Below are 12387 nucleotides of genomic sequence, written 5' to 3'. Positions count from 1 at the left end.
TCACCCAGTAATTTCTCGGATGGTTTCATACTACGAGTATTGGCTAACTAAACTCTGAGACGTCCCATGTTCCTAAGCCGTGACAATGTGCCAATTGATGCTTCTAGCTGGGTGGAGCGGTGGAAAAAAGTCCAGAGAAAGCTTGTCAAGCGAACGATGCAGTTGCAGCAAGCCAATCGAGAACTAGCGCAGCAAATCACCGAGCGTCGGCAGGTGGAAGAGGCTTTGCAGCAAGCAGAGGAAAAGTATCGGAGTATTTTTGAAAACGCTGTCGAGGGAATATTTCAGACAACTCCGGACGGGCGTTACATGAGTGTGAATCCAGCACTGGCAAGGATTTACGGCTACGCTTCACCGGAGGAACTAATTGCCCATCTAACGGACATCAAGCACCAGCTGTACGTAGATCCCAATCGGCGTGACGAATTTCTGTATTTGCTGCAAGAACACGGTTCGGTGAGTGGGTTTGAGTCTCAGGTTTATCGAAAAGACGGCAGCATCATCTGGATTTCGGAAAATGTACGGGCAGTACGCCAAGAGCTGCGATCCGCGAAGCAATATGAAGCTGCGAGCGGCTATAGTGTGGCATACACCAGGGACGAACAGTGCTTCGGGCATACATTAGGTCATACATTATGCGATCGCGCGGGTGCCTTACTCTACTGCGAAGGCTTCGTCACCGACATCACCGAACGAAAATCTGCTGAAGCAGCCTTAAAAGCATCGGCAGTAGAATTCAAACAACAAGCGAACCATCTGCAATTAGCTCTGTGCGAACTTCAACAAACCCAGACGCTTCTGATCCAAAGTGAAAAGATGTCTAGTCTAGGGCAGTTAGTTGCTGGGGTTGCCCACGAAATCAACAACCCAGTTAACTTTGTTTGCGGCAATCTGGTTCATGCGAATCAATATGCCCAAGATTTGCTAAACCTCCTACAGCTTTATGGCAAACATTATCCCCAGCCAGTGCCTGAGATTGAAGAGGAAGCTGAGGCAATCGATCTGGATTTTTTAATTTCGGATTTCCCCAAAACCTTATCCTCCATGCAAATCGGGGCTGACCGCATTCAGCAAATTGTCCAGTCCCTGCGAAACTTCTCGCGGATTGACGAAGCCCAGATGAAGGCAGTTGATATCCACGAAGGCATTGACAGCACGCTACTAATTCTCCACAGCCGCTTGAAATCCAGAGGAGTCAATACGGGGATTGCCATTCTCAAAGAATACGGCGATTTGCCATCCATAGAGTGTTACGCCGGACTCCTCAACCAAGTATTTATGAATCTCATTTCTAATGCGATTGACGCCCTGGAGGAGACAGAGGCGCGAAGAGGCAGCGCACAGGAGATGCTACATTCTTCCTTGCTCGGCTCTTCCCCGGCTCCCCTGCCTTGTATTCGGATTCGTACCGATGTCCTCGACAACGGAAAAGCAAGTATCCGGATTATCGACAATGGCCCCGGAATGAGCGAAGAAATCCGCACTAGAATTTTTGAACCTTTCTTTACGACAAAGCCCACTGGTAAAGGCACGGGGCTGGGTTTGTCAATCAGCTATCAAATCATTGTCGAGAGACACGGCGGCGTTTTGAAGTGTAATTCAGCACCAGAGCAGGGAACCGAGTTCGTCATCGAAATTCCGATTCGGCAGTAAATTTAGGAATAAGTATCTTTTAGCAGGTTGGTACCGTCTAGTTTCGCGCCTGTCAGGTAAGCCCCCCAAAAGTTTGCTCCGTCCAAGTTTGCCCCGCTCAAGTCAGCTTCTGTCAAATCTGCCATTTTCAAGTTTGCCCCGCTCAAATTGGCACCCCTGAGATTTGCCCGAAACAAATTCGCTCCACTAAGATTCGCCCCGCTCAAATTTGCTCCACTGAGATTGGCTGTGCCTAAACTTGCCTCCATTAAAGAGGTTTGGCTCAGGTTAGCTCCACTCAAGTCAGTTTCGCTGAGCGATCCCTCCTGGAAGTTCGCTAGACTCAGATTTACGCCTTTAAGATCGGTTCCAATTAAGTCTGCACCTTTAAAATCTCGTTCTCCCGCCGCATATCGCTCCAGCAGTTCATCCTTCTCAACGATCATCCACTCCTCCTTTTCTGGTTGGTTAATGTAGCTTGGCGCAACTGCTGAAATTTTTGGTAGTGGTAAATCTGTAGCGCTCGGTTGGGTTCTGAGGCAGCAAAAGAGTTTTTTCATTCAAAACTCAGACGCGAACTGACAAGTCAGCGCTAGGCTAACGCCTCGCTTCGCTGTTTTCATGCCCAAAGGGCTGTACGCTATCGCTGCAAGTCTTTTCCAACTTAAAACTTTTTACCACTTACCCAAAAACTGTTATTCCCATATCAATTAGGATTGCTATATTAGCCCTCAGCATAATACGGTTACGTTGGAGTGCAACACTTCTTATGGCGGTAAATGACAGCACAATTAAGCTCGATCAGTTTTTAAAGTGGGTAGGGATGGCGCAGACGGGTGGGCAAGCTAAGCTTTTGATTCAACAGGGTTTTGTTCTAGTCAACGGCACCCTGGAAACCCGGCGAGGACGACAGTTAGTTTCCGGCGATCGCGTAACGGTGGGAAAACGAACTGTTGAGGTTGAGTTGAACAATGTTGAGTCCTAGCAACTTAGAAATTTGTTCCTTTTAACAGATGTCGTCGGATTGCGTTGACGTAAGCAAAGACTGGAAATTGATAATACTCAACAACAACATCTACGACAAAAGCAAGATGAGCTAAAAAGGTTAACCCAATCCAAAGAGTAGGCACCCAAGATAAGGGAGTACCGGGTATTGGGGGGAAAAAGTAGGTAGACAAGGCAACAAGAGTAGTCGGTAATAAGACTAAGGCAACTGCTGCCAACCCAACACCCCAACCCAACTCATTCCCCTTACGATGGGCACCTTGCCAAGTTCGACCATTCCAGCGCCAAGTTATTGGTGATGCGCTATCTGCCATTTTCACAGATTGTTGAATCGGATCGGCAGTGAAAATATGATTACAAAAGTTACAAGCCCATGCCTCCATTAACGGCATTGCTGCAATCTCACCGTGCCGACAAACTGGACAAGTGTAAACACCGTCCAACCTAAAATTGTTGTCTGGATTTATTGAATGAAACATCCGCTTAACAAGTATGAAAATTAATCAAGGCTTTCTTTGAATTATAATAACAACCAAATATTTGCGGTTTAATCGTTGGAGTGATTTATGATTAAATCTAGACAATTTATATAAAAAAAAGACTGGAAATTTTTAATATTTATGCAGAAAAAGATTGGTGGATAGATAAAAGTTTAATCTTATCGTTGTTGCTGAAGCAGTGATTCAAGAAAGTTTGATGGGTTTACAGTGGCTGAAAATGCTGCGGTTAGTAGCTGATTTTATAGCTGGAGTGGTGACGCTGAGGTAGCGAAGCGATCGCTAGTCCTCCTCAAAAATTGCCCCTCGCTGCTTGAGATCGAGCTTCATTGCCTCAGAAAGCCCCAAAACTCCTTCAAACAAAGCATCCTCCACATTTGCACCCTTGAAATCGGCACGCTTAAGCTCAGCCTCTTTGAAATTTGCGCCGCTCAAGTTAGCACCGCTTAAATCAGCATCGCTGAGATTGGCAGCCGTCAGGGAGGCATTCGTCAAATTGGCATTGGGAAGGTATGCACTGGTTAAATTTGCACCGCTAAGGTCGGCACTAGTTAAATTGGCACGGGGCATTTTAGTCCGCAAATCTGCTTGAGTAAGGTTCGCGTGCAACAGATGAGCATCTCGCAGATTCGCATTACAAAGGCAGGCATGGGAAAGGTTGGCACCGCTTAAGTTGGCACGGCTCAAGTCGGCAAAGGTGAGATCGGCATTGCTGAGATTGGTATGATTGAGGTCAGCGTTGCGGAGGTTGGCGCTGCGAAGGTTAACACCACTCAAGTCGGCTTCAGCAAAATCCTCAGATGGATTGATGCCCATCATCTTCGCGCCGCTGATGAAGTCATCTGCCTTGGCTGCTGCCAACAGTTCCCGTATGATTGTTAGATACTGCTGCTGGTAATCACGAGCCGTCGGCAAGTCTCCGAGGGCGGTGTAAGCAAGTCGGAGATTTTTAAGCGCCTGTCCTTCCCCTCGAACGTCTTGTAATTCTTTGGCGATCGCTTTTGACTGGTGAAAGCAGAGAATCGCTTTTATATGTTCTTCCAAAGAATGATAAGCCGCCCCTAAATTCGAGAGCGTTTGCACCTCACCTGGACGATCTTGGAGTTCCCGCACAATCGCTAACCGTTGTTGCTGATACTCAATCGCTTTTGTATCCTCACCGAGAATGTAGTAAGCATTTCCCAGATTTCCCAGCGCATTTGCCTCGCCGCGCCTGTCTTGGATACGTTGAGCGATCGCTAAGTGCTGTTGATAGAATGCGATCGCCTGAGGTAAATCTCCTAAAGCCTTATACGCAGCCCCCAAATTGCCTAAAGCCGCTCCCTCAACGATACTCGCTTCGCTGCCTCGACAGAGGCTAAGTGCCTGTTGCCAAGACTGCATTGCCTCTTGTAGAGATGTAAGAATCTTTGTTTCTACATACGTCTGATATTGCTCAATTCCTTGTTTCAGTAGTCGGTTCGCTTCGTCGATCATCACCGCAATGTACAGATGAAGTAAAGCTTTTCGAGGCTCAAACTTTTCGCTCCCCGGCATCCTCTTCACTCCCGAATCCTCCCCTACAAGGCAGGAACAAAGATTAAATTTTTTTAGGCTGGAGAGGGGCTGGCTCCCCTTCCTAGTTAGGGAAGGGGCTGAGGGTTAGGTTTTTTTGAGTCCACTGAGAACCGCTAGCAGCAGAGATTTTCTCAGGCTTTTGAAGCCATGCGCTCCGCACAGGTTCCAGTCAAACAAGCTCGATCCAAAGTTACACCAGTCAAGTTAACACTATCTAACTCAGCGCAGAGCAAATTTGCTCCTGTCAAATTTGCTCCGGCAAGATTTGCACCCCGCAAGTCTGCTTCTTCTAGATTTGCTTCGCTAAGCAAAGCGCCACGTAAATCCGCTTGGCTTAAGTCTGCACCTTGCAGATTGGCACCGCTCAAGTTTACACCCCGCAAGTCAGCGCTCCGCAAATCCACGCCTTGCAAGTTGACACTCATTAAGTTGGCACCACTCAAGAAAGCACCAGCAAAAGACGCTTGAGTGAGCTTGGTTCCCATCAAGTTAGCGCCTCGCAAATTTGCCCCGCGCAAGTCAGCACCGCATAAGTCAGCTTGCATCAAGTTAGCGCCCAGCAGGTTTGCCCGCAAGTCAGCGCCTACAAGTTGCGCTTCGATTAAATTTGCACCATCAAGACGGGCGCGTTCCAAGTTGGAGCCACTAAAATTTGTGCCGACGAGGTTGGCACCGGCGAGATTGATACCTCGCAAATCTACTCCTGAAAAATCTTCATCTTCTAAATCTGTACCTGGCAGTTGCTTGAGTTTGCCGGAGCGAATTGCTTCAATGTCCATTTGCTAATTGCTAATTGCTAATTGAAGGATTGCTAATGAGGAAAAAAGTTTTAAGTTGTAAAAGGCTTGCGGTTATCGCGTCTGAGTATGGCATTAAAAAGCTCTCTTTTCACTCAAAACTCATAACTCATCACTTTCATTACCCATTGCCCATTAAGGATGGTTGCACTGCTGTCCCGGCATAAAGATTTGCATCCAAGAGCCACATTCCCGCCGTCACTTTGCTTGGCGTGACAGGTAGAGTCAAACCCTGTTGCATCCCCATGACGAGGAGTGATAGAGTTTCAACCAATTTGGGATCGAAGCGATCGCCCTGTTGTTGCCGACACTCTTCTAAAGCTTTGGATAAATTCTCTTCGCTGTCGGGATTGGCATTTCTCGCTTGCGCCAGTCGCCACTGAAAGTCTGAGACTAATTCCAAAATTCTCGATTCCAAGGGAATTTCATCACCCGCTAACCCGGCTGGCTCACCCGTCCCGTTCCACCACTCGGTTTGGTGAGTGACGATTTGGGCAACTGCCCGCAGTTGTGACATTCTTCTCAATACTTGCGCTCCTGGCACCAACGGACAAGTCAGCGCACAACTCGGTGCCTCCTCGTCGTAGCGACTCGACTTAGCCGCAGCCAATACACTTTCCGCCCCCTGCAACGGATCGATGCGGTGCAGCAACCCGGCAAGGCGCAGGCGTTTCATCTGCCAAGCGGGTAAATCGAGCATTTGCCCGATCATTTCGGAGAACGCTACCACTTCTGCTGCTGCCATTGGGTTAGTGACATCTGCCATATCCATGAGTTGCGCCATCCGCAAGAATGCCTGGATTTCGTTGGAAACTAAGTTCCGATCCAGCGCTTGTTGGCGAGATCCGGCGGGGATGTCTAGATTGGTGCCGGTTGATATATCTTCTTGCCCATGCTGGAGATACTCCACTACGGAAGACACCACTGCACCGAGATGGTGAGGGGTTCCTAAGGAGGGCTGCATGGACTCCTTGCAGGCGATGAGTTTTTTCTCTAGTTCCGGGTTGTAGCGACCAATATGGGCGATCGCTATATCCACCGTTTCTTTCACTAACTCTGGCTCAAACGTCCACAGCCCATAGAATTTGCGCTCCAAGTCAGACGCGGGTAGCCCTGCTGCACCATAATCTTCTTCCGAAAGCTCTTGACACAGCACCATCGCCGTGTATGTCGGCGAAAAGATGATTAAGTGCCACTCTTGGGCAACCGGATCGGAGGGATCTAAGCCCACTAAATCCACGTTTGGGCGTTGGCTAGTTGGGTGTTCGGTAAACCCCGAATCTGACGCCGCCATAATCGCGATCTGAGCTGCTTTCTGTGCGATGTCTCCATAACGATCGGCTTCTTGCAGATACCATTTTCCTCTTTGAAAAGCGGCAATGGTCAAGGGAGAACTGTCCTCCGTTAAGATGTGGTCTTCTAGCGCATGGCACAGGGCAACGAGGGTGTTTTTGTAGTACACCCCAAATCGAATTGGTCTTTTACTCGATCTGTGGGCAACTTCTAGCTGTTGCAGAATGGAGCCTTCTAACATAATTTTGGTTTTATTAAATGAACCGCAAAGACGCAAAGAGCAAGGGAAGAAGAGCAATGCAGACTAGGGTGGGCAATCGCTACTTAGCTATTTATGAAGCTAAGATACCGTAACTAGGTGTTTTTCTTTTGGCTGAATCGGTGCCGCAAGGGCTTCTTCTAAGTCGGCACAACCAAGTTTTTCCTCTAGAATTTTCATCACTTCTCGCCCGAAATCGTTGGGGTTTTGCTGCCATGCTTGCAGGCAAACTTCCCCAAAGAATGAGCCGAGGGGTTCTGGATTCCAAAGTAATTTTTTGGCTGTCCACGGCATAATGCTCATGGGATTGTATCCGGGTTTAAGGACATTCTGCTCGAAGGCATATTCTTCTAAATGAGTATGAGGTTGTAAGCCAATAAAGAAGATTGCCGGTTCGACTTTATCTGCACCAAAGATCCGCTCTAGTTCCCGGTGGTAGGCAATGGTTTGCCGAATCGTTTCATGCGTTTCGTCGATTACATTAAATGAGTAATTGACGGAAACTAAATCGTTGAAACCTGCTGCTTTTAAGTCGCGGCAATTTTCTAAGACGGTTCGCAGGTTATAGCCCATCCGCATCTTCCGCACAAGTTCTTGGGAACCGCTGGTAATGCCGATTTCAAAGTAGTTCATGCCGGTTTTTGCCATCAAGTCGCATAACTCAGGCGTTAAATTGTCTGCCCGAATATAAGCTGCCCAATGGATATCTTTCATCCCAGCATCGAGGATTTTCTGCAATAGCTCAACGGCGTCATCGATAAATTTCCGAGCTGGGATAAACTGAGCATCGGTAAACCAGAAGTTGCGAATCCCTCGGTTATAAAGTTGTTGCATCTCTGCGACAACTTCATCGGCTGGGTTAATCCGTACCTGCTTGCCCTCAATCACTGTATAAATGCAGTAACAACAGTTGTGGGGACAACCCCGCTTTGTCTGCACGCCGACGTAGAAATCTTCGTCTTGCAGATAATATTGAAACTCAGGCCAAATCGTTTCGATGTAGTCGTAATTGCAGGCAGTTTTTTCGATATTCGTGGGACGTTCGTGGATCATGCGATCGCGTGGCGTTGTCTCTCCCACCACATAGCATCGTTCATCCCGAAAATCTTGCCCTCGCAGCATTTTCTCCAGCAGCGCTTCGCCTTCACCCACCGAAACAACTGTCCCGGATGGCAGACTCTTACCGAGTTGTTCGTAAAATACGCTCACAGCACCACCACCGACAACGGCTTTGGCTTCTGGATGATATTTTTGAGCGCGTTTGAGTCCCCGTTTGATTAATCCCAGGTTGCGCCACAGTTCGGTGTAGTATGCCGTGGTGACGCGCAACCCTCCCAGTGCCCCGCGCAATTTCAGCAGCGGATTTTTGGCGTAGTAAAACTCAAAGGCGTGCTGGAGTGGGTTGCCACCTCTGCCGCCCACGGGCGCATAAATCTGAATATCGCGCCAGGAAAATACCAGCAATGTGGGTTTGAATTCATCAACACACGTATCCAACGCCCCAGTGAAATCTAGAGGCGGCACGGTTCCTAAGTCAAAGATCCGCTGTTCGACTTCTGGGAATTGCTTGTGTACGTGATCGGATAAGTAAACCACTCCGATGGGAAAAATCGGGTTGCAGGGGAGGCGGACGTAGAGAATTCGATTATTCATCGTGTTTTTTTGTATCTAAATTTACTACTACTGAGATGGAAAGCGACAAATGCGATCGCTTTCTCAAAAATTATTCTGGCTATGACTTGCTCTCAGGATTCGAGCCATGTTTGGTATCTTTAGCGACTAGATGTGAATCCGCCATTGACCCGCAGGACTTACTGGCGACAGCAGCACCTCTGTATCTATAAATGAAATGATTCTGAAAGGTCTTTATATAACTTTACGATAACATTGACTATCCTCAGTCTTGCCCTGATTTTGGTTCTGGAGCCAAAAAAGAAAGCCGAACACTGCAAAATCGATCTCTAGTGGCAGCCGGTTCTCAACAAAAAGTCAAAATTCAGCACCAATTCATTGCTTATCCTGGAAAAACCTTGGCTTCGCTTGCATTTTCATCTGGCAATGCTGGCATGAGACGTGAGGGAGGTATTTTTACCGGGAGTCATAGTGCGAGTCGGAAGCTTAAGCACGGAAAATTGCCGTTACAATCGCCAGTAGCAAAGATTACTAAAACGGGAATTTTTTCCTCTAACTTTGGGGGGATATCTCACCAGAATATTCAGTTGGTATTCGTGTTTACAACAAGCCGGGATCGCCGAATGTTAGCTTAGTTATGGTAATCCTAGGCAGTGGCGCAAAGCTCCTCAGCAGTTATGGCTCAAATACTCGATCCCCTTCCTTCTGGTAACAGCGATCGCATTCTGTGCTGCTACGTTAATGCTACAAGCCACATTCAAATTGCTCGGATCTCTAACATTCCGAACTGGTACTTTGAGCGCGTTGTCTTTCCAGGACAACGCTTAGTGTTTGAAACAATGCCCGAAGCGAATCTGGAAATTCATACAGGGATGATGGCAAGTGCCATCCTCTCAGATACCATTCCCTGCGATCGCTTGTGTATCAGTGAAGGCAATGATTCTGAGTCAAATACAATCGACCTACACGATGAGGAAAAAAAGATAATAAACGATAATACCCGGAAGCTTGAAATCCAGAAAAAGAGAAATTTAGAAACCGTAGAATCTTTAACAACCGCTTATATTGGCTAGTTTTGCTGAAAAAATTCAGTAATTTCAGGGTTGTCATAAGCGACAGCTCTTTTTTATAGGATTTTTAGAGATTAGCGATTAGCTTTTAGGGAAATTCACTGGTTAATTCTCGTATACGTAGATAGACAAATTCTTTTTTCTCAGCGATCTAGCAGTCCTATTATGATTCGTAAAAGCGAGATCCTAGGGCAACTCTTCCGAAGTCGGGGAGCTAAAGGGCTGGTATCTCTCCGCTAAAAGTAGGATTGCTATTGCACCAAGCGAACAGCTTAAGATGAAAAGTAGATGCTGCTGTAGCTGAATGTAAGTAAGTAACGAGTGAATCTACCTTCTTTTCTCTGGCTCTGGAAAATTGCTGCATGGTCGATGGGCTTGTCGATATTAGCCTACCTATTGCTGGGAGTTACTGGCAGTTGGATGTTTGCGGCTCGTCAGCAAAGAAGTTCGCAACCGCGATGGTTGCGTCTTTTTCACTACGCCACTGGCGCAATTCTGGTGGCTCTCGTCTTGCTGCTGCTCGCCATTGGGATTGTCGGCACGTTAGGTCATTATGGCAGCCTCGCTCATTCGGCGCACTGGATTGCCGGGTGGGCAGTGGTTGTATTAGTGTTGCTCTCAGCGGGAAGCGCAATTCTGATTAATCCCAACCGAGCTTGGGCGCGTTCGGTTCATATTGCAACCAATCTAGTGTTATTCGTAGGATTAGCTTGGGTTTCGTTAACCGGCTGGAGCGTGGTACAAAAGTATTTACCCTAGATTTAACCTTACTAGGATGGTCACAGACTAAAGTCTATGCTGTTTAGATAACCATCTTTCTTCGCAAAGCCTGTGAGCATGGATGGGGAAACCCCCGCCGCTACAGAGCTTTTTCACGGAGCAGGCTGGAAATCCGTCGGTGGGGTGAGTGGCACTAACCGAAAATTCGTGAAAATACACAAAGTTATTTCCTTAAGCGAACAGCTTAGGGTTTTTGACTCGACTAAGATGAATTAAAGTAAGCCTTTACCGCTGAGCGATGCGCGATCAAATAATCCCAGGCGTGATTTTCGTAGTAGCTCTTGCTATTTTTTTAGGCGGTATCGTGGGCGTGCGCTTCCCCCTCGGTAGTGAGAGTGCGGGGCAAGTAGTTCCTGCGGGTAGTCAAACGACAACACCATCGCCCTCTCCTACACCGACCACTACGGTTAGCCCAGTTCCAACCGTAACCCCTACGGCAACAACCCCTCCAGTAACGCAACAGCAACAACAACAACAACAACCTGCAACCCGCAGCAATCCTTATACCCCATCGCAGGTAGACCTACCACCCGAAGAAGATCCGGTGCCAGCGTTGTGGTAATCGGCTTTTAGAAATTGCAAAGGAATACAACGTGCGATGGAGTCGCTACACGAGGTTCGTGTAAGCGATCGCATTCCTCTCGCCATAAAGTCGTATCGTCGCCTACAGTAAGACAAGCGCGAACCGACAGGTCGGCGCTTCGCTATCGCCAAGGTTAATACTTATAGAAATATGGGCGGCTTTAATCTCGCGTTCTGCAAGAAAATCAGCCGCTTATGCCTGCAACTTTAATAACGACAAACCTTTTTATAAGACTTTTAAAGTTAATTTTTTATTCTACGATTAGAATTAAATAGCTTACGACCTATTCTTAACCAAAATCTAATTTTAATTAGTTAGAATTATTTCTATTTGTTTGTTGGCAAAAATTATGCGGCGACGCCATTTTTTTTGGTATTCCCTAATATTAATCACAAGCTGTACCGCAGCAAGTAACCCTAATGATAGAGATTCGCCTTCAAATGCCAGAAATTTCCCTGAAAAGCTCCGATTTACAGTAACCGAGATTCCGAGCCTTGAAGAGTTGCAGCGTAATTATGGGGGATTGCGGACGGCACTAGAGGAGGTACTGGAAACGAAACTTGAGTTTGTTCCCGTTGAAACATACATCGCCGCCGCCGCCGCCTTACAGTCAGATCAGCTGGATCTTGTTCTCACAGGCCCCTCGGAATATGTAATCATGCGTGCTAGGACAAATGCGGTTCCTGTCATCGGCATCACTCGACCAAACTACCATGCAGCTATCTGTGTCTCTGCTAACAGCAAGATCGAGTCAGTAGCACAGTTGAAAGGTAAAAAAATTGCCATGTGGCAGTTAGGCTCAACCAGCGGTTATCTGGGTCCCACCAAGTTTTTGATTGATGCTGGATTAGATCCTAAATCTGACCTAAAAATCCTCATGTTAGGAAGTCAGGGACTACCCGCCTTGAAAAAAGGTGAGGTTGATGCTTGGGGAGGGTCTACTGTTAAGTATGAGAAATTCCTCCAAGATGAAGGCTTATCTGAGAGTGAGTTACCGCTAATCGTGAAAGGGCCGCTTCTCCCCAAGGACTTATTTGTTGCTAGTAGTAAGCTCGCTCCTGAATTCGTTAAAGAGATGAGAGATCGCGCAATTAAAAATCAGGACAAACTAATTCAAAGTCTTTTATCCGTCGAGGAAGGTAAGTACAAAGGCTCTCAGATAGTTCCGGCGAATGATGCTGATTACAATATGATTCGCGAGGTCTATAAAGCTATTGGACAAGGTAGTTTTGTTCAATAGCTTTAATCGCTTGATTTGACTATTTTTGGATATTTTTCTTGT

General features: G+C 47.1%; 13 protein-coding genes. 7 read left to right on the top strand and 6 right to left on the bottom strand.

Features of this window, described 5'->3' with window-relative positions; genetic code table 11:
* Positions 1 to 66: 66 nt before the first annotated feature.
* The gene (locus NC997_RS16960; protein WP_190526409.1) at positions 67 to 1653 is read left to right on the top strand and encodes an ATP-binding protein; all 1587 of its coding nucleotides are present in this window, start codon (positions 67 to 69) and stop codon (positions 1651 to 1653) included.
* A 2-nt stretch (positions 1654 to 1655) separates the two neighbouring features.
* On the opposite strand, the gene NC997_RS16955 is transcribed toward NC997_RS16960, so the two are convergent.
* On the bottom strand, positions 1656 to 2078 hold the full coding sequence (locus NC997_RS16955; RefSeq protein WP_190411938.1) for a pentapeptide repeat-containing protein: 423 nt from the start codon (positions 2076 to 2078) through the stop codon (positions 1656 to 1658).
* A 323-nt stretch (positions 2079 to 2401) separates the two neighbouring features.
* Here NC997_RS16955 and NC997_RS16950 point away from each other — a divergent pair, with 323 nt between their 5' ends.
* A complete protein-coding gene (locus NC997_RS16950; RefSeq protein ID WP_190429907.1) occupies positions 2402 to 2617 on the top strand; it encodes an RNA-binding S4 domain-containing protein in 216 nt (71 codons plus the stop codon).
* A gap of 4 nt (positions 2618 to 2621) precedes the next feature.
* Here NC997_RS16950 and NC997_RS16945 read toward each other — a convergent pair whose 3' ends face one another.
* The 5 genes from NC997_RS16945 to NC997_RS16925 all read right to left on the bottom strand — a co-directional run bounded on the left by NC997_RS16945 (position 2622) and on the right by NC997_RS16925 (position 8693).
* Entirely contained in the window at positions 2622 to 3116 is a 495-nt protein-coding gene (locus NC997_RS16945) for a hypothetical protein (RefSeq protein ID WP_190411775.1), read from the bottom strand.
* Positions 3117 to 3416: 300 nt separating this feature from the next.
* Complete coding sequence (locus tag NC997_RS16940; protein ID WP_242031326.1) at positions 3417 to 4670, bottom strand: pentapeptide repeat-containing protein; 1254 nt, start codon at positions 4668 to 4670, stop codon at positions 3417 to 3419.
* 152 nt (positions 4671 to 4822) lie between these two features.
* Entirely contained in the window at positions 4823 to 5470 is a 648-nt protein-coding gene (locus NC997_RS16935; RefSeq protein WP_190411776.1) for a pentapeptide repeat-containing protein, read from the bottom strand.
* Between the two features lie 139 nt (positions 5471 to 5609).
* A complete protein-coding gene (locus tag NC997_RS16930) occupies positions 5610 to 7022 on the bottom strand; it encodes a DICT sensory domain-containing protein (RefSeq protein WP_190526408.1) in 1413 nt (470 codons plus the stop codon).
* Between the two features lie 99 nt (positions 7023 to 7121).
* Positions 7122 to 8693: a photosystem II high light acclimation radical SAM protein gene (locus NC997_RS16925; protein ID WP_190526405.1), complete on the bottom strand. Its 1572-nt coding sequence runs from the start codon at positions 8691 to 8693 to the stop codon at positions 7122 to 7124.
* Between the two features lie 35 nt (positions 8694 to 8728).
* On the opposite strand from NC997_RS16925, the gene NC997_RS16920 reads away from it, so the two are divergent.
* From NC997_RS16920 to NC997_RS16900, 5 genes are all read left to right on the top strand, one after another.
* The gene (locus tag NC997_RS16920; protein ID WP_190429912.1) at positions 8729 to 8884 is read left to right on the top strand and encodes a hypothetical protein; all 156 of its coding nucleotides are present in this window, start codon (positions 8729 to 8731) and stop codon (positions 8882 to 8884) included.
* A gap of 465 nt (positions 8885 to 9349) precedes the next feature.
* Positions 9350 to 9745 (top strand): DUF1830 domain-containing protein, encoded by a 396-nt coding sequence (locus NC997_RS16915; RefSeq protein ID WP_190526403.1) that lies wholly within the window; start codon positions 9350 to 9352, stop codon positions 9743 to 9745.
* Positions 9746 to 10063: 318 nt separating this feature from the next.
* Positions 10064 to 10501: a DUF4079 family protein gene (locus tag NC997_RS16910; protein WP_190411781.1), complete on the top strand. Its 438-nt coding sequence runs from the start codon at positions 10064 to 10066 to the stop codon at positions 10499 to 10501.
* A 259-nt stretch (positions 10502 to 10760) separates the two neighbouring features.
* On the top strand, positions 10761 to 11084 hold the full coding sequence (locus NC997_RS16905) for a hypothetical protein (RefSeq protein ID WP_190526401.1): 324 nt from the start codon (positions 10761 to 10763) through the stop codon (positions 11082 to 11084).
* A 355-nt stretch (positions 11085 to 11439) separates the two neighbouring features.
* Positions 11440 to 12345: a PhnD/SsuA/transferrin family substrate-binding protein gene (locus NC997_RS16900; protein WP_242030380.1), complete on the top strand. Its 906-nt coding sequence runs from the start codon at positions 11440 to 11442 to the stop codon at positions 12343 to 12345.
* Positions 12346 to 12387: the final 42 nt, after the last annotated feature.

Origin of the sequence: Trichocoleus sp. DQ-A2 (genome assembly GCF_039961915.1) — a bacterium.
Lineage (GTDB): Bacteria > Cyanobacteriota > Cyanobacteriia > Cyanobacteriales > FACHB-T130 > FACHB-T130.
The sequence above is the reverse complement of the archived record's forward strand: the minus strand, read 5'-3'. Positions and strand labels throughout refer to the sequence as shown.

What these genes read in the sequence shown, in the direction of transcription:
- NC997_RS16915 (WP_190526403.1), top strand. Translation starts at nt 9,350, where the DNA reads ATGGCTCAAATACTCGATCCCCTTCCTTCTGGTAACAGCGATCGCATT.
- NC997_RS16925 (WP_190526405.1), bottom strand. Translation starts at nt 8,693, where the DNA reads ATGAATAATCGAATTCTCTACGTCCGCCTCCCCTGCAACCCGATTTTT.
- NC997_RS16920 (WP_190429912.1), top strand. Translation starts at nt 8,729, where the DNA reads ATGGAAAGCGACAAATGCGATCGCTTTCTCAAAAATTATTCTGGCTAT.
- NC997_RS16930 (WP_190526408.1), bottom strand. Translation starts at nt 7,022, where the DNA reads ATGTTAGAAGGCTCCATTCTGCAACAGCTAGAAGTTGCCCACAGATCG.
- NC997_RS16955 (WP_190411938.1), bottom strand. Translation starts at nt 2,078, where the DNA reads ATGATCGTTGAGAAGGATGAACTGCTGGAGCGATATGCGGCGGGAGAA.
- NC997_RS16945 (WP_190411775.1), bottom strand. Translation starts at nt 3,116, where the DNA reads ATGTTTCATTCAATAAATCCAGACAACAATTTTAGGTTGGACGGTGTT.
- NC997_RS16905 (WP_190526401.1), top strand. Translation starts at nt 10,761, where the DNA reads ATGCGCGATCAAATAATCCCAGGCGTGATTTTCGTAGTAGCTCTTGCT.
- NC997_RS16940 (WP_242031326.1), bottom strand. Translation starts at nt 4,670, where the DNA reads ATGCCGGGGAGCGAAAAGTTTGAGCCTCGAAAAGCTTTACTTCATCTG.
- NC997_RS16960 (WP_190526409.1), top strand. Translation starts at nt 67, where the DNA reads ATGTTCCTAAGCCGTGACAATGTGCCAATTGATGCTTCTAGCTGGGTG.
- NC997_RS16935 (WP_190411776.1), bottom strand. Translation starts at nt 5,470, where the DNA reads ATGGACATTGAAGCAATTCGCTCCGGCAAACTCAAGCAACTGCCAGGT.
- NC997_RS16950 (WP_190429907.1), top strand. Translation starts at nt 2,402, where the DNA reads ATGGCGGTAAATGACAGCACAATTAAGCTCGATCAGTTTTTAAAGTGG.